At 62.7% G+C, this 15,757-nt stretch carries 13 protein-coding genes; 10 read left to right on the plus strand and 3 right to left on the minus strand.

The window, feature by feature from the left end; translation table 11 throughout:
• Positions 1 to 69 precede the first annotated feature (69 nt).
• The 7 genes from LGT41_RS02950 to LGT41_RS02980 all read left to right on the plus strand — a co-directional run bounded on the left by LGT41_RS02950 (position 70) and on the right by LGT41_RS02980 (position 7,446).
• Positions 70 to 948, plus strand: a complete 879-nt coding sequence (locus tag LGT41_RS02950; RefSeq protein ID WP_274128541.1) for an N-acetylmuramic acid 6-phosphate etherase — start codon at positions 70 to 72, stop codon at positions 946 to 948.
• A 58-nt stretch (positions 949 to 1,006) separates the two neighbouring features.
• Positions 1,007 to 2,257, plus strand: coding sequence for an extracellular solute-binding protein (locus LGT41_RS02955; protein WP_274128542.1), 1,251 nt, complete (start codon positions 1,007 to 1,009; stop codon positions 2,255 to 2,257).
• 63 nt (positions 2,258 to 2,320) lie between these two features.
• Positions 2,321 to 3,229 (plus strand): carbohydrate ABC transporter permease, encoded by a 909-nt coding sequence (locus LGT41_RS02960; RefSeq protein ID WP_274128543.1) that lies wholly within the window; start codon positions 2,321 to 2,323, stop codon positions 3,227 to 3,229.
• Positions 3,230 to 3,232: 3 nt separating this feature from the next.
• On the plus strand, positions 3,233 to 4,075 hold the full coding sequence (locus tag LGT41_RS02965) for a carbohydrate ABC transporter permease (protein ID WP_274128544.1): 843 nt from the start codon (positions 3,233 to 3,235) through the stop codon (positions 4,073 to 4,075).
• Between the two features lie 3 nt (positions 4,076 to 4,078).
• Positions 4,079 to 5,149 carry an ABC transporter ATP-binding protein gene (locus LGT41_RS02970; protein ID WP_274128545.1) on the plus strand — a complete coding sequence of 357 codons (1,071 nt, stop codon included), beginning with the start codon at positions 4,079 to 4,081 and terminating at the stop codon, positions 5,147 to 5,149.
• Positions 5,142 to 5,609: a GNAT family N-acetyltransferase gene (locus tag LGT41_RS02975; protein ID WP_274128546.1), complete on the plus strand. Its 468-nt coding sequence runs from the start codon at positions 5,142 to 5,144 to the stop codon at positions 5,607 to 5,609. Before LGT41_RS02970 ends, LGT41_RS02975 begins: the two co-directional genes overlap by 8 nt.
• Positions 5,602 to 7,446 carry a beta-N-acetylhexosaminidase gene (locus LGT41_RS02980; protein WP_274128547.1) on the plus strand — a complete coding sequence of 615 codons (1,845 nt, stop codon included), beginning with the start codon at positions 5,602 to 5,604 and terminating at the stop codon, positions 7,444 to 7,446. The genes LGT41_RS02975 and LGT41_RS02980 overlap by 8 nt, the downstream gene beginning before the upstream one ends.
• A gap of 55 nt (positions 7,447 to 7,501) precedes the next feature.
• On the opposite strand, the gene pdxA is transcribed toward LGT41_RS02980, so the two are convergent.
• The 3 genes from pdxA to LGT41_RS02995 all read right to left on the minus strand — a co-directional run bounded on the left by pdxA (position 7,502) and on the right by LGT41_RS02995 (position 11,858).
• The gene (gene pdxA, locus LGT41_RS02985) at positions 7,502 to 8,473 is read right to left on the minus strand and encodes a 4-hydroxythreonine-4-phosphate dehydrogenase PdxA (protein ID WP_274128548.1); all 972 of its coding nucleotides are present in this window, start codon (positions 8,471 to 8,473) and stop codon (positions 7,502 to 7,504) included.
• A complete protein-coding gene (locus tag LGT41_RS02990) occupies positions 8,470 to 10,887 on the minus strand; it encodes a GcvT family protein (RefSeq protein ID WP_274128549.1) in 2,418 nt (805 codons plus the stop codon). Before LGT41_RS02990 ends, pdxA begins: the two co-directional genes overlap by 4 nt.
• A 98-nt stretch (positions 10,888 to 10,985) precedes the next feature.
• A complete protein-coding gene (locus LGT41_RS02995) occupies positions 10,986 to 11,858 on the minus strand; it encodes a flagellar motor switch protein FliM (RefSeq protein WP_274128550.1) in 873 nt (290 codons plus the stop codon).
• A 195-nt stretch (positions 11,859 to 12,053) separates the two neighbouring features.
• Here LGT41_RS02995 and LGT41_RS03000 point away from each other — a divergent pair, with 195 nt between their 5' ends.
• The 3 genes from LGT41_RS03000 to flgK all read left to right on the plus strand — a co-directional run bounded on the left by LGT41_RS03000 (position 12,054) and on the right by flgK (position 15,757).
• The gene (locus LGT41_RS03000) at positions 12,054 to 12,881 is read left to right on the plus strand and encodes a flagellar motor protein MotB (RefSeq protein WP_274128551.1); all 828 of its coding nucleotides are present in this window, start codon (positions 12,054 to 12,056) and stop codon (positions 12,879 to 12,881) included.
• Positions 12,882 to 12,973: 92 nt separating this feature from the next.
• Entirely contained in the window at positions 12,974 to 14,275 is a 1,302-nt protein-coding gene (locus LGT41_RS03005) for a flagellar hook protein FlgE (protein ID WP_274128552.1), read from the plus strand.
• 24 nt (positions 14,276 to 14,299) lie between these two features.
• The gene (gene flgK, locus LGT41_RS03010) at positions 14,300 to 15,757 is read left to right on the plus strand and encodes a flagellar hook-associated protein FlgK (RefSeq protein ID WP_274128553.1); all 1,458 of its coding nucleotides are present in this window, start codon (positions 14,300 to 14,302) and stop codon (positions 15,755 to 15,757) included.

Here is a 15,757-nt window from a genome sequence, read left to right on the forward strand (position 1 = left end):
CTGGATGTCAGAAAGTTGTAGACAAATGGTATTGTTTTGGCATTGTAGAAGCAGGACAAAGGAATCACCATGACCTTGCGCAGAACCGAACAGCCGCATGACCTGGCCCAGGGGCTTGATACCCTGGCGCCACCGGCAATTCTGTCGGCGCTGGTCGAAGGGCAATTGGCCGCTTTGGCCGCGTTGCGCCCGGCCCTGCCCGCGCTTCAGGCCGGGGCCGAGGCGATGGCGGCGGCCATCGGCAATGGCGGGCGGCTGATTTACACCGCGGCGGGCAGTTCCGGGCTGATGGGCATGGCCGACGGGCTGGAGCTGCCCGGCACATTCGGCCTGTCGCCCGCGCAGATCGTCATATCGCTCGCCGGGGGCGCGGCCAGCCTGCAGCATATGACCGGCAATACCGAAGATGATGTTGCCGAGGCGCGCGCCGCGGCCAGCACCGTGCGCGCGCATGACTGTGTCATCGCCATTTCCGCCTCGGGCGCCACGCCCTACCCGCTGGCCTTTCTGAAAGCCGCGCCGCAGGCAACCCGCATTGCCATTGTAAACACCCCCGCCAGCCCGATGCTGGCGCAGGCCGAAATCGGCATCTGCCTTGAAACCCCGCCGGAAGTCATTTCCGGCTCGACCCGTCTGGGGGCTGCGACTGCGCAAAAGGCCGCGCTCAACGCCATGTCAAGCCTGATGGGCGTGCTGCTGGGCCATGTGCATGACGGGATGATGGTCAACCTCGTGGCCGACAATGCCAAGCTGGAAGACCGCGCCGCGCGCATTGTGGCGCGCATTTCCGGCTGCGACCTGGCAAGCGCACACCACCATCTGACGGCGGCCAGTGGTGCGATAAAGCTGGCGGTTCTGCTGGCCAGCGGTGCGCGCGACATCGAGAATGCCGCACAAATTCTGGGGGCGGCGCGGGGCCATTTGCGCGCCGCGCTCAACAGCATGTGACGGGGGCAGACCCCCGCGCTCGACAACCGCGCCACGGCGCAAAACTGGGAGAGAGAGAATGACTTCGACAAAACTGACGGGCCTGCTGCTGGCCACCACATTTCTGGCCGTTGGCCAGACCGCAGCCGCCGAAGAGGTGACGATTTACAGCTGGCGCGAACAGGAAATCCCGCTTTGGCAGTATATTTCCGACAATAACCTGATTGATGGCGTGACCATCAACTTCGTGCGCCTGAATTCCGATGATTATGACACCAAGCTGCGCATCGACCTGCAATCGGGTGGTCCCGACATTTTTCAGGGCCGCGCCGGTGCCGCCTGGCTGGCCAGCTTCATCGATGCTGGCGTGATCGCACCGCTTGAGGGCGTTGACCTGTCGAATATGGCCCCCGCAGCGATGACCGCCGCAATGGGCGCCGATGGGCAGGTTTACGGCGTGCCTTTCGCCATTCAGATGGAAAGCATCATCTATAACAAGGGTGTGTTTGAGGCCAACGGCATTGCAGTGCCAACAAATATGGCTGAACTGACCGCCGCCGCCGATGCGCTGGCCGCAGCGGGCGTTACACCCATGTCCTTTGGCGCCCGTTCCGGCTGGTGGCTCAACCAGGTGGTTGGCGAAGTGATGACCGCTGGCATGGTGGATGATGCCACCGCCCAGGGGCTGATCGACGGCACCGTCTGCTTTACCGACCCGGCCTTTGTGGCCACGCTTCAAGCCGTGGCCGACTGGCAGGCGGCGGGCTATATGAACCCCTCGCCAATGGCCGATGATTACGGCGCCATGCGCACGGCCGTGGCCCTGGGTGAAGCGGCGATGATGATCGACGGTGTCTGGTCCTCCGGCCCGACCTCGCCGATGTATGAAATCGACCCGGGGCTCGAAATGGGTTTCATGCCGGTGCCCGGTGACAATGGCAAGGTCTATGCCTTTGGCGATGGCACCTATCTGGCCAATGCCGCCAGCGACAAGGCCGACGCTGTGGCCGCCGTTATGGCCTTCACCGCCACGCGCGAATTTGCCGAACTGTTCGTCGCCCAGGTGGGTGAGTTGCCCGCCTATGGTGCCGAATACACGGTTGAAGATGCGCGCCTGAACATGGTGGCCGGTATGATCGCCGACAATTCCGCCGCCCCCACCCCGTTCTTTGCCTATGCGCTGAATGCGGGCGAGCCTTCCTATGGGCAGTTGGTGGCCGATGGCTATCAGGCGCTGCTTTCGGGCGGTTCTTCGGCTGAAGAGGTCGCTGCCAGCATTCAGGCCGGTCTGAACAGCTGGAACTATGTTGGCGCGGCAAATTGCCAGTAAGCTGATATGATCCGGGCGCGCGGCGGGCTGCCTGCCGCGCGCCTTTCATTTGGGGGAATGCCGATGACCTACAAGCAAAAAGCCCGCCTGCAGCGCCTTGCTTTGCTGTTGCCCGGCGTCACGCTTTACGGCATTTTCAACTTCATGCCACTGCTGGGCCTGCTCGGCCTGTCGCTGGTGCGCTGGCCGGGCATTGGCCCCTCGGAATATGTGGGCCTCGGCAATTTCACGCAATTGCTGGGCGAGCCCTATTACCGCGACCAGTTCCTCAACGCGCTGCTGCAAAACATCTATTTCTTTGTGGTCATCATCGGCGCGATGCTGGTGCTTGGCACCGGTCTTGCGCTGCTGCTGTCGTTCCGCACATGGGGCCGCAACACTTACCGCGCGATTTTCTTCATCCCCTATCCGCTGGCCGGGGCCGCCGTGGCCTTCCTGCTGAACATGATGGTCGAAACCCGTGGCCCCATCAACACGCTGCTGGTCAAGGGCCTTGGCGTGATGGATGCGCCGATTGGTTTTCTGGGCGAGCCGGACCTCGCGCTTTCCACCCTCGCTGTGTTCTACACCTGGCACCGGCTCAGCTTTGCCATCATCCTCATCATGTCGGCCATCATCGCCGTGCGCGTCCATCTGCTGGAGGCCGCGATGCTTGATGGCGCCAACCGCTGGCAAACCCTGCGCGCCGTGGTCTTCCCCGTGCTTGGCCCGGCCTTCATTCTCATCACCGTGATCGTCATGGTCGATGTGTTCAACAATGCCGACTATACGCTGCTGCTGATGGGCCCCGAGGCCGGGCCGCTGCGCAATACCGACATCATGGGCACTTTCCTGTTCCGCACGTCATTCGGCGGCTCGGCCACATCCGTCAACATCAATTTCGGCATGGCGGCGGCCATCGGGCTGATCACCGCGCTGCTAATTCTGCCCGCAGCACTTTACCTGTCGCTCAAGAATCTGCGCAAGGATTAGGTCATGGACAAGCTTTTCCGCCTGTCGCGCAAAGAACAACTGGTCGTGCAGTTCATCCTCATCGCATGGGCGATCGTGGTGCTGTTCCCCATCGGCGTGGCGGTCATCAACTCGTTCAAACCGAATCTGGGCGAGGTTTATCGCGGCCCGCTGAACCTGCCCTCCCAATGGTCCTTCGGCAACTATGTCGAGGCCTGGGTGGGTGCGAATTTCAGCCGCTACTTCCTGAATTCGGTCATCATTTCCGGCTTTACCGTGGTCATCGTCACGCTCTGCGCCTCGACCACCGCCTTCGTGCTGGTGCGGATGCCGTTCCGTGGTTCCACCCTCATCTTCGGCTGCTTCATGCTGGGCGTGATCATCCCCATCCGCCTTGCCCTTGCGCCGCTTTTCGTGACCGTCAACACGCTTGGCCTGCTGGATACGCTCACCGGCGTCATTCTCGTGCAATCCGCCTCGATGATGCCCGTCGCCGTGTTCATCATGACAGCCTTCCTCCGCTCGGTGCCATCGGAACTGGAGGATGCCGCCCGCATGGATGGCGCTTTGCCGTTCTCCATCTACTGGCGCGTGGTGCTGCCGCTCATCCGACCAGCCATTGCAACCGTCGCCCTGCTCACCTTTGTGCAAAGCTGGAACGAATATTTCCTGCCGCTGATCTTTCTGCAAAGCCCCGAAAACTACCCAATCACCCTTGGCATTGCCGAGTTTCGCAGCCAGTTCGCCGTGCAATGGCACCTGATGTTTGCCGGTATCCTCATCATGCTTGTCCCCACCATCATCGCCTTCGTTCTGGCCTCGCGCCAGTTTATCGAGGGCCTCACCCAGGGCGGGGTTAAGGAGTAAGCCATGTCCACCATCTCCATCAAAAACCTGAACAAGGCCTATGGCAAGGTGCAGGTGCTGCACGACATCAACCTTGAAATCGGCGACAATGCTTTCGTGGTGTTCGTCGGCCCCTCGGGTTGCGGCAAATCCACCCTGCTGCGCACCATTGCCGGGCTGGAGGAACGCACATCCGGCGCCATCCATCTTGATGGGCGCGACATTTCCGATGATGCTCCGGTGGACCGCGATGTCGCAATGGTCTTCCAGTCCTACGCGCTTTATCCGCAAATGACCGTGCGCGAAAATATCGGCTTCGCGCTGCGCATGGCCAAGGTTGATAAGGCCGAGATTGACCGCAAGGTGCTTGAAGCCGCCAAGCTGCTGAAGCTCGACAAGCTGCTCGACCGCAAGCCCAAAGACCTGTCCGGCGGCCAGCGCCAGCGCGTTGCCATTGGCCGCGCCATCCTGCGCAGCCCCAAGGTGTTTTTGTTCGACGAACCGCTCTCCAACCTCGATGCCGAATTGCGTGTCGACATGCGCCTGCAAATCGCCGCGCTGCGGCGCGAGCTTTCGGCAACCTTCGTTTACGTCACCCACGATCAGGTGGAGGCGATGACATTGGCCGACACAATCGTCGTGCTGCGTGATGGCCATATCGAGCAGGTCGGCGCGCCGATGGAGCTTTACCATCGCCCCGCCAACCGCTTTGTGGCCGGCTTCATCGGCTCGCCGCGGATGAATTTTTTGCCCGCCACCGCACAGGGCAAACGGGCCGTTCTGGCCGATGGCGGCGCGCTGCCGCTGGCGCATGAAGCCCCCGAAGGCGCAAAACTCGCCCTCGGCCTGCGCCCCGAACATCTGCGCCCGGCGGATGATGGCGCGATTGCCGTGACCATTTCCGAGATTGAAAACCTCGGCCCCGTTTCCTATGCCCATTGCGCGCTGGCCGATGGCACGCTGCTGACCGCGCAACTGCCGCCCGACCACGCACTGAGGCTTGGCCAGGCCGTGAAACTGGCCGCCGAACCGGCCCATCTGCATGTGTTCGATGCCAGCGGCGCACGCATTGGCGGCGGGGCGGCGCATGGCTGATTTGCTTGTGCGCCTGCTTGATCTGCCCGCGCGCCCCGCGCTGGATGCGGGCATCATCATCCGCCGCCCGCTGGCCGCCGAATCCGGGCTGATTGCCGATTGGGTCACCACAAATTTCCACCGTGGCTGGGCCGATGAAATTGCCCCCGCCTTTGCCCGCCAGCCCATCAGCCTGTTCACCGCCCAGCGCGAAAATACCCTGCTTGGCTTTGCCGCCTATAACGTCACCGCGCCCGGCTTTTTCGGCCCAACAGGCGTGGCGACCACTGCGCGGCGCCAAGGCATTGGCGCGGCACTCGTCTGGGCGGCGATGGATGCGCTGCGCCATCTTGGCCATGTCTATGCCTTCATAGGCGATTCCGCTGATGATGCCTTTTACGCCCGCACCTGCGGGGCCACGCCACTTCCGGGCACCGGCACCAGCCTCTATGCCCATATGCTACAGGCCAAAAATGACTGAACCGCATGTCACCGCCCATTGGGCCGAGGGGCCGGATAATGGCCGCTTCACCATCACCCTGCATGGGGCCGAGGCGCTGCCTGCGGGCTATCGCCTTGCCTATACCAGCCAGTTGCGCACGCTTTCGGGCGCGATTTCCGGCGCCGAATTGCAGCAGGTCGATGGCAGTTTCCACCTTGTCGCGCCGCTTGCCGAAGGGCCGCTCAGCTTTACGCTCACCAACCTGTCTTTCACCCCGAAACACAGCAATGATGGCGTGATGAGCGCCTTTCTGGTGCTGCCCGATGGCACGACCCAGGACATTCCCACAGCCCCGCTGTCCTGCGATAACCCGCCGGTGGATGACACGCCGCCACCGCCCGCGCCACCCGCGCCGGGCCTTGGCCTCTCCCCCATGCCCGCCGAAATTGCGCTGACAGGCTCGGCCGCCGCACCCGCCGGCTTTTCCCTGCCACCCGATGCCAGCGCCGCGTTGCGGGCCGCGTTCGCGACCGCCGCCACGCTTTTTGCCACGCTCTTTCCCGACCAGCCGCAGCTTTTTGAAGCCGGACCTGTGCAGCTTTGCCATGTTCCCGAAGACATGGGCGAAGGCTACAGGCTCGCTTTTCAAGCCGACGCCGTTACTATTCATGCAAGCGGCCCCGGCCTGCTCTACGCCCTCATCACGCTGGCTCAGGCCACGCATCATGCGCGCCAGAACCCCGCGCTTTTCACCTATCCGGCGGCGGGCTCCACCATTGCCGACAGCCCGCGCTTTCAGTGGCGCGGCGCGCATCTGGATGTGGCCCGCCGCTTTTACCCGATGGATGATCTGCGGCGTTTTCTGGCGATCATGGCCTGGCACAAGCTCAACCGCTTCCATTGGCACCTGACCGATGACGAGGCCTGGCGCATCGAAATCCGCGCCTTTCCCGCCCTCACCGAAATCGGTGCCACGCGCGGTTGGGGGCAGGCGATGCCGCCGCTTCTGGGCGACGGTGCAGCCGGCCAGTCGGGCCATTACAGCCAGGCCGATGCCGCGGCTTTGGTGGCCGAGGCCGCCGCGCTGGGCATCGAGGTCATCCCGGAAATCGACATCCCCGCCCATAGCACCGCCGCCCTGCGCGCCCTGCCGCATCTGATTGACCCTGATGAGACACCAGACAGCTATATCTCTGTCCACGGTTTCAAGAACAACGCGCTCAACCCCGGCCTGCCCGCGACACTCGACTTTGTGAATACGGTCCTCGACGAGCTTTTGCCGATCTTTCCCGCCAGGGTATTCCACCTTGGCGGCGACGAGGTGGCGCGCGGCGCCTGGGATAGCTCGCCCGCCGCGCGGCGGCTGAACCTGCCGGGTAACAGTGCCATCCAATCGGCATTCATGCGCCGTTGTCAGGCCCGGCTGGCGGCCGAGGGGCGCATCATGGGCGGCTGGGATGAATGCGCCGAGGGCGATGGCGTGGCGGCGGAAGATGCGCTGATTTTCGCATGGCAAAGCGCCGATTTGGCCAAAATGCTGTCAAATGTCGGTTACAATGTAACTTTTGCACCCGCCACAGCCTATTACCTCGACATTGCCCAAAGCCACGGCTGGCATGAGCCCGGCGCAAGCTGGGCGGGGATGACACCGGTGCAGGCCACCTATGAAACCGAGCCTTCGGACTGGGTGGGACAGGCGGAAAAGCTGGCCGGCGTGCAGGCCTGTATCTGGTCGGAAACCCTTGTCAGCAAGGCTATTTTCAACCATCAGGTTTTTCCCCGGCTTTGCGCGGTGGCCGAAACCGGGTGGAGCCAGCCCGGCGCCAGGCATTGGCCAAGGTTTGCGGCCCTTTCAGCGCATTTTCCAAGGCTTTAGGCATCTGGCAACGGCAGGAGCCTCCGGCGGGGATATTTTTGAGCAAAAGATGAGGTCAGGATCTGGCGGCCATCGCCAGTTGGCGGGCCAATGTGCAGGCCCGAATCAGGCTGGCGGGATTGGCCTTGTTCTGGCCCGCGATATCAAACGCCGTGCCGTGGTCGGGGCTGGTGCGGATGAAGGGCAGGCCAAGGGTGATGTTCACACCCTCATCCAGCCCCATATACTTCACCGGGATGAGGCCCTGATCGTGATATTGCGCCACGACCACATCGAACCTGCCGAGCCGGGCCGACAGGAAGACCGTGTCGCCGGGCCAGGGGCCGGTGGCGTTCAGGCCTTCGGCGCGGGCGGCAGCTATGGCGGGGGCGATGATCTCGATTTCCTCGCGGCCAAACAGCCCGCCTTCGCCGGCATGGGGGTTCAAACCGGCCACGGCAATGCGCGGGGCGATGATGCCAAGCGCGCGGCAGCCCCGATGCGCAAGGCGGATGGCGGCCAGATTGGCATTGAAATCTGCCGCCGCGATTGCATCGCGCAGCGACAAATGGATGGTGACAAGCACGGTGCGGATGGCATCATTGACCAGCATCATGGCCACCTTTGCGCCGTCTGAGAAATGCGCGAGCATCTCGGTATGGCCGGGAAAGGCGATGCCCGCAGCGGCAAGGGCTTCTTTATGGATCGGGGCGGTGACAAGCCCTGCAACCTGACCGGCTTTGGCAAGTTTGATGCCGGCCAGAATGGCGTCATAGGCGGCTTGGCCCGCGGTGGCGCAGACCGCGCCGAGCGCGGGCGCTTCTGCAAGGGTTGAGGTTTCGATGACCGAAATTTCGCCGGGCTGCGCGGCTTCGGGCGTGGCGACCCTGCGCAGCGGCAGGGTGCAGCCGATGCGTTTGGCGGCGGCCTGAAGCACGCCCATATCGCCCAGAATTACGGCATTCTGACCAGAGGCAACGGCGCGCAAGGCGATCTCGGGGCCAATGCCGGCCGGGTCGCCCATCGATATGGCAAGGGGCAGGCTCATCCGCGCATCCGCGCGCCATCCGCATCCCAAAGCGGGCCGTCAACCATGCGGGCCGCACAGCGTTTGCCGAGGATTTCGATGTTCACCACCAGCCCCGGCTTGATATGTTCAACCGGCACAAAGGCAATGGCAATTGACTGACCTGTCCAATGCGAATAGCCGCCCGACGTGCAGAAGCCGACAACGGACTCGCCTATCCAGACAGGCTCGTAGGCCACGACATCGGCATCCACCGCATCCACCACAAAGGCGACCTGGCGGCGTTTTGGTCCTGCGGCTTTTTCGGCAAGCGCTGCGGCCTTGCCGACCCAGTCGCTTGGCTTGTTCCAGCGGATGAAGCGGTCGATGCCCGTTTCACCCGGCATGTAATCGGGCGAAAATTCGCGTGCCCAGGAGCCGAACAGCTTGTCGAGCCGCAAGCTCATCATGGCGCGCATTCCAAACGGGCGCAGACCCATGCTTTGCCCGGCGGCCCAGAGCGTATGCCACAGGCTGCGCTGGCTCATGAAATCTGTGAAGATTTCAAAGCCAAGATCGCCGGTATAGCTGACGCGCTGCACCAGACAATCGGCCATGCCGATGGTCATGCGCCGAACGTCCATGAATTTGAAGGCCTCGGGCGAGACATCGGCGCGGGTGACGCTGGCCAGAAGATCGCGCGCAAGCGGGCCGGCGATCTGGAAGCCGGTGGTGGTGTCGGAGATATTCTCAATACACACATCATCGACCAGATGCTGCTGGAACCAGCGCAAATGCTGGTCTTGCGCACCGTAGGAACCGGTGATGCGGAATTCGACCTCTGAAATGCAGGTGACCGTGAAATCGCCCAGAATCCGGCCCTTGGGCGAAAGCATGGGGGTGAGCGACAGGCGGCCGGGTTTTGGGATATTGCCCGCCATCATCCGATCGAGCCAGGCACGTGCGCCGGTGCCGGTCACGCGGAATTTGCCGAAATTCTGCACTTCGTTTATGCCAACGCCCTCGCGAACGGCGCGCACCTCTTGGGCCGTTGCCTCCCACGCATTCGAGCGTTTGAAGCTCGGCTGTTCGTAGCGTGGCTGGCCTTTCAGCGCGAAATAGTTCGGCACTTCCAGCCCGTATTGCTGGCCCCAGACCGCGCCCATACCGTCAAAAATGTCATATATGGGGGTGGTGCGGAAGGGGCGGGCAGCGGGGCGTTCCTCGTTCGGGTAGCTGACCGAAAAGCGCATCTGATAGTTCTCGATGACCTTGGGCACGGTGTAGCCCGGCGTGGTCCATTTGCCAAAACGCGCCACGTCAAAGCCACGCGGGTCGACCTCGGTTTCGCCGTGAATCATCCATTCGGCGAGCGATTTGCCCATGCCGCCACCCTGGCTGAACCCGGCCATTACCGCACAGGCAGACCAGTAGTTGCGCAAGCCCGGCACGGGGCCGATGAGCGGGTTGCCATCGGGCGCAAAGGTGAACGGGCCGTGGATGACATTCTTGACGCCCGCGCGCTCCAGCACCGGAAAACGGCGATAGGCGAAGTTGACCGAGTCTTCGATCTTGTCGAATTGTTCGTTCAGCAACTCGTGGCCAAAATCCCACGGGGTGCCGTCAACCGACCAGGCCTCGCAGGGTTTTTCGTAGAAACCGATGCAGAGGCCGCGGCCTTCTTGACGCAGATAGCTTTCGCCGCCCGGGTCCATCACATGCGGAAATTCGATGTCGCGGTTGTAAATTTCGGGGATGTCATCGGTCACCAGATACTGGTGCGCCATTGGCAGAAGCGGCAGATAAACGCCCGCCATTGCAGCAACTTCGCGCGCCCATAGCCCGCCGGCATTGACCACATGTTCGGCATGGATTGTGCCCTGTTCGGTGACGACATCCCATGTGCCATCGGCACGGGGGTTGGTTTGCAGCACGCGGTTGTGCTGGATGATGGTCGCCCCGCCAAGCCGCGCCGCTTTGGCATAGGCATGGGTGGTGCCGGACGGGTCCAGGTGCCCATCGAGCGGGTCGTAAAGCCCGCCGATTATCCCGTCCACATTCACCAGCCCATCGGTCATTCTGGTAATTTCGGCGGGGGTCAGCAGTTCGGTATGCAGGCCCATATAGCGGTGCTTGGCGCGCTCGGCGGTCAGCATTTCAAAGCGGGCCTGGTTGTCGGCAAGGGTGATGCCGCCGACATGGTGAAGGCCGCAATTCATGCCGGTGAGTGCCTCCAACTCCTTGTATAGCTGGATAGTATAGCCCTGCAGCGCGGCCATGTTCGTGTCGCCATTCAGGGTGTGGAAGCCGCCCGCCGCGTGCCATGTGGAACCAGAGGTCAGGTCGGAGCGTTCCACCAGCATGACATCGGACCAGCCGAGTTTGGTGAGATGATACAGAACGGAACAGCCGACGACACCGCCGCCAATCACCACCACCTGTGCAGAATTCTGCATGAATGCCCCCTTTGCCCTCGGCTTCAACCTTGGGCCAAGCTGCGCGGGATTCGCGGCAAAATCAATCGCGTCACGCGACTTTTCATGCCGTTTTTGGGTTATTCTGCCGGAATTGCGTGCGGAAGCGCCAATGCCTGCGCATCGGGATCGGCAAGCAGTTTCAGCACTTTGCGGCCATCATAGGCACCCAGCCGCGCCTGCGCGATTGGGGTGGCATTTGCATCGCAAAGCGCGATTTGCAGCGCCCCAAGGCAGCCATCGGGCAGGGCAATCATATCGCCGCGGCGCAAATCGCCCAGCGCATCTGCCGCCATGTTCTGGCGGTGCAAGACCGCGCGCAGACTAAGCGGGGCGGCCTGCATGGCCTGATGCAGCGCCGGGGCATGGCTGCGAGCAGGCTGCGGTGCGACACTGGGCCTTGCGGGCTGTGTGCAGTGATAAGGCACAACCAGCCGCAAGCGGCCCAGCGGGGTATTGCGATGCAAAAGCGCCAGCGAGAATGCCCGCCAGTCAGCAGCTTCGGGTGCGGACAACGGGGCAGTGACAAACCTGGGTGGCACCGCCGCTTCAACCTTCAGCCAGCGCGCCAATGCGGCTTGCACAGCCTCGGGAAGTGCGGCGCAAAGCGCATGATCAACCGGCGAGAGCGGCTTGCGCGCGGGTTTTGCACCAAGGCGAAGGGCCACGATGTTTTGGGCCAGCGCCTCTTCCACCCAGCAATAGGCACGGTTTGGCCCATTCGCCGGCTCATCCCCCGGGCCACCCAGGTCAACAACCGCCTTCAGCCCGGGTTTGCGCAACCATGTTCTGAGCGCGGCAGGCCGTGGGGCGGCGCTGTTTTCAAGCCGAATTGCAACGGGAATGCCCAGCGTCTTTTCAAGCCGCGCGGCCAGATATTCGGGCAGTATGGCCGAAAAAGCGGGCGTGGCTGCGGGCTGCGGGCGCAGCAGTTTATGGGCGGTGGGGGGCATTCTGCGCTCCTGCTTCATCATTTCTTGCAGGGTGCAGTGCAAAATATGAAGGGCGGGTTACCGGCACAAGTTTAATCAATTGCCACGCAGAAACCCCGCCCCACGAATGCGCCGGTTACCTCTTGGTAAAGACTTGGCGGCAATGTCGGGCACCAGGCCTGCACGGGGCAATACGCGGGGCATTACGGGGGCAATATGGCCGAAAACACCAATATACGTCCGATTATCAAGAAAAAGAAAAACGTGCAGGCTGCCGGCCATCATGGTGGCGCATGGAAGGTGGCCTATGCCGATTTTGTAACCGCGATGATGGCGTTCTTCCTGCTGATGTGGCTGCTGAATGCCACAACCGAAGAACAGCGCAAGGGCATTGCCGCCTATTTCAACCCCGGCATTCCGGCCTATATGGCCACGGGTGGCGGCGATGGCATGTTCAATGGCGAAGACCTGTTCACCGAGATGACCGAAAACCAGTCGGGCACGGGCGCGAGCGAGGACTATCCGACCGAGTTGGAAAACGCGGCGGGTGATACTGGTGGCGCCCCCGTTGAAGACGCGGCCGAAGAGCAGTTTTCGGAAATCGAAAGCCTGTTTCGCGGCGACAGCGGCGAAAGCACGGTCGAGGATTCGCTGCTCAAACATGTCAATACGCGGATAACTGATGAAGGGCTGATCATCGAGATCTTCGATTTGCCCGATACGCCGCTTTTTGCCCAAGGTAGCGATGCACCAACCGAAGTGGCGCGGCAATTGCTGATGATGATTGCCAATGTCACCGGCATGGTGCGCAACGATATCGCCGTTGGCGGCCATCTGGGCCGTGAACCTGAAAGCGACGACGGGTTTGCCCTGTCGGCGGCGCGCGCGCAAAAAGGCCGTATTCTGCTGGCGGAATATGGCATTGCACCGGCGCGGTTTGTGCGGGTGACAGGGCAATCCAACCGCGCGCTGGCGCTGGAAACGGGGCCGGACTACCGCAACCGCCGCCTTGAAATTACCCTGCTGCGCAGCCCGCCGGGCTGAAAATAGATTCAATTGCATCTGTTAGGGCGATCTTAAGCCTGTCGCGCAAATCTAGGCGCAATACCCCGTGTTCCGAATAAAAGGGCCTGCCCATGACCATTTCCTCTTCCATGAATGCCGGTGTTGCCGGGCTGAACGTGAATGCCAGCAAATTGGCGACGATCGCCGATAATATCGCCAATTCAAAAACCTATGGCTACAAGCGGGTCGATGCCGATTTTTCGGCGATGACCCTGCCCGAACAGCGCGGCAAATACACCGCAGGCGGCGTGCGGGTTTCAACCTACCGTCAGGTTACAGCACAGGGCGCGCTGATCAGCACCGCCAATGCCACCGATATTGCGGTGGGCGGGCGCGGCATGTTGCCGGTGACCTCTGCCGCCGCAATTGGCGCCGGCCCCGGACCTTACCCGATGATGATGACCGCGACCGGCTCGTTCCGCCCCGATGCCAGCGGCGTGCTGCGCAGCGAAAGCGGGCTGGTGCTTCTGGGCTGGCCCGCCGCCGCCGATGGCAGCATCCCGCCGCAATCGCGCGATTCTGCCGCCGGGCTGGTGCCGGTGAACGTGGCCCATAACCAGTTCGCCGCCGACCCGACAACCGCGATCACGCTTGGCATCAACCTGCCCGCCACGGCCACCGCTGCCGGAGCCTCGGGCGATTCGATGGAAATTTCACTGGAATATTTTGACAATCTGGGTGCCACGCAAACAATGACGGCGGTGTTTACCCCGCAGGTGCCGGGTGCAGGCCAGTCAAACCTGTGGACGATGGAAATCGTCGACCTTGCCACCGGCCCCGCCCCGATTGCCGAATTTTCCGTGCAGTTTGATGCCACAACCGGCACCGGCGGCACGGTGCTTTCGGTCACGCCGGTGTTTGGCGGCACGTATAATGCCGCCACGGGCGAGCTTGACGTGACGTTTGACCGCGGGCCTGTCAGCATTTCGGTGGGCAGCCCCGGCACGTCGAGCGGGCTTACCCAGCTTTCCGACCAGTTCGCACCGATCACGCTGGAGAAGAACGGCGCGCCAACCGGCAATGTCACCTCGGTCGAGATTGATGCCAATGGCATTGTATCGGCCAATTATGACAGCGGGTTTTCGCGAGTCATCTTTCAGGTGCCGCTGGTCGATGTGGCCAACCCCAACGCGCTTGACCCCGCGATGGGCCAGGCCTTTACCGCCACGCGCGAAAGTGGGGCCTTCTTTCTGTGGGATGCGGGTAGCGGACCAACAGGTGCCACAATCGGCTACGCGCTCGAGGAATCGACCACCGATATTGCCGGCGAGCTGACCGCGCTGATCCAGACCCAGCGCGCCTATGCCTCCAACGCCAAGATCATCCAGACGGTCGATGAGATGCTGCAAGAAACCACCAATATCAAACGCTAACCCGCCCAAAGGAGCCGCGAGATCATGGGCCTTTCATCTGCCTTGAGCATTGCCAATTCAGGCCTGGCCACCGTGTCACGCGCGGCCGAGCTTGTGTCAAACAACGTTGCCAATGCCACGGTCGAAAGCTATGCCCGCAAGGAGCTGGCGCTGTCACCGCAAACCGTGGGCGGGCAAAGCGCGGGTGTGCGGGTTGACGGGGTTTTGCGTGCCGAAAATGCCCAGGCCACCGCCACGCGCCGCCAGACGGCCGCCGAACATGGCGCGGCATTTGTGGCCAGCAATGGCCGCGCAAACCTGTCCGCCCTGCTTGGCCTGCCGGGCGAGGCCGGTGCGCTTGCCTCGCAGATGGTTGCCTTTGAAGATGCGCTGCGCGCCGCCAGCAACGCCCCGGATTCCACCAGTCTTTTGGCCAATGCAGCCCAGCGGGCCGGTGATGTGGTCAGCAAGCTCAACGGAATTTCCACCCAAACCAGCGCCGTGCGCGTGGCCGCCGACCAGTCGATCGCGCAGCAGGTTGAAACGGTCAACAGCTCGCTCAAACAAATCGAAAGCATCAATGCGCAAATTCGGATGCGGGCCAATTCCGGCGACGTGACGGGGCTGGAAGATGAACGCCAGCGCCTGATCGACCAGATCAGCGCCATCATTCCCATCCGCCAGATGCGGCGCGATGGCGGCGATGTTGCGCTTTACACCAGGAACGGCGCGCAGTTGCTGGATGGCAGCGCCAAGGAACTGGGCTTCACCGCCACGCCGACCATTACCCCTGACATGACGCTGGCCGGCGGCGCGCTTTCCGCACTTACGCTGAACGGCCGCCCGGTCACGGTTGGCACGGGGGCCGGGCAAATGGATGGCGGATCGCTTGGCGCCGCCTTTGCGCTGCGCGACGAGATCGCGCCCGACTTCAACGCCCAGATCGATGCCATTGCCCGCGACCTTGCCGAACGGTTCGAAGCCCCGGGGCTGGACCCGACGCGCGCGCCGACCGATCCCGGGCTTTTCACCGATGCGGGTGCGCCCAGCGCGCCGGCCAGTGAACTCGGCCTTGCGGGGCGGTTGCGGCTGAACGCGCTGGCCGACCCCACGCAAGGCGGGGCGGCCTGGCGGTTGCGCGACGGGCTTGGCGCCGCCACACCCGGCCCGGCGGGCACAAGCACATTGCTGACCGACAGTCTTGCCGCCCTTGCCGCGCCGCGCCTGGCCCCGGCGGGTGCTGGCGTGGCCCAAAGGCTTGGCGCGGCCGATCTGGCGGGCGAGATTGCTGCACAAAACTACGCAACCGCACAGCGCGCCGACCAGAAAACCGCCTTTCTTGCAGGCCAGTTCGACGCGCTGCGCAACCTTGAGCTGGCCGAAACCGCCGTCGATACCGACCGTGAAATGCAGAATTTGCTGGTGATCGAGCAAGCCTATGCCGCCAATGCGCGCGTCATATCGACGGTCGATACGCTGCTGCGCACATTGCTGGAGATTTAG

The sequence above is a fragment of the Abyssibius alkaniclasticus genome, from assembly GCF_020447305.1.
GTDB classification, from domain to species: domain Bacteria; phylum Pseudomonadota; class Alphaproteobacteria; order Rhodobacterales; family Rhodobacteraceae; genus Abyssibius; species Abyssibius alkaniclasticus.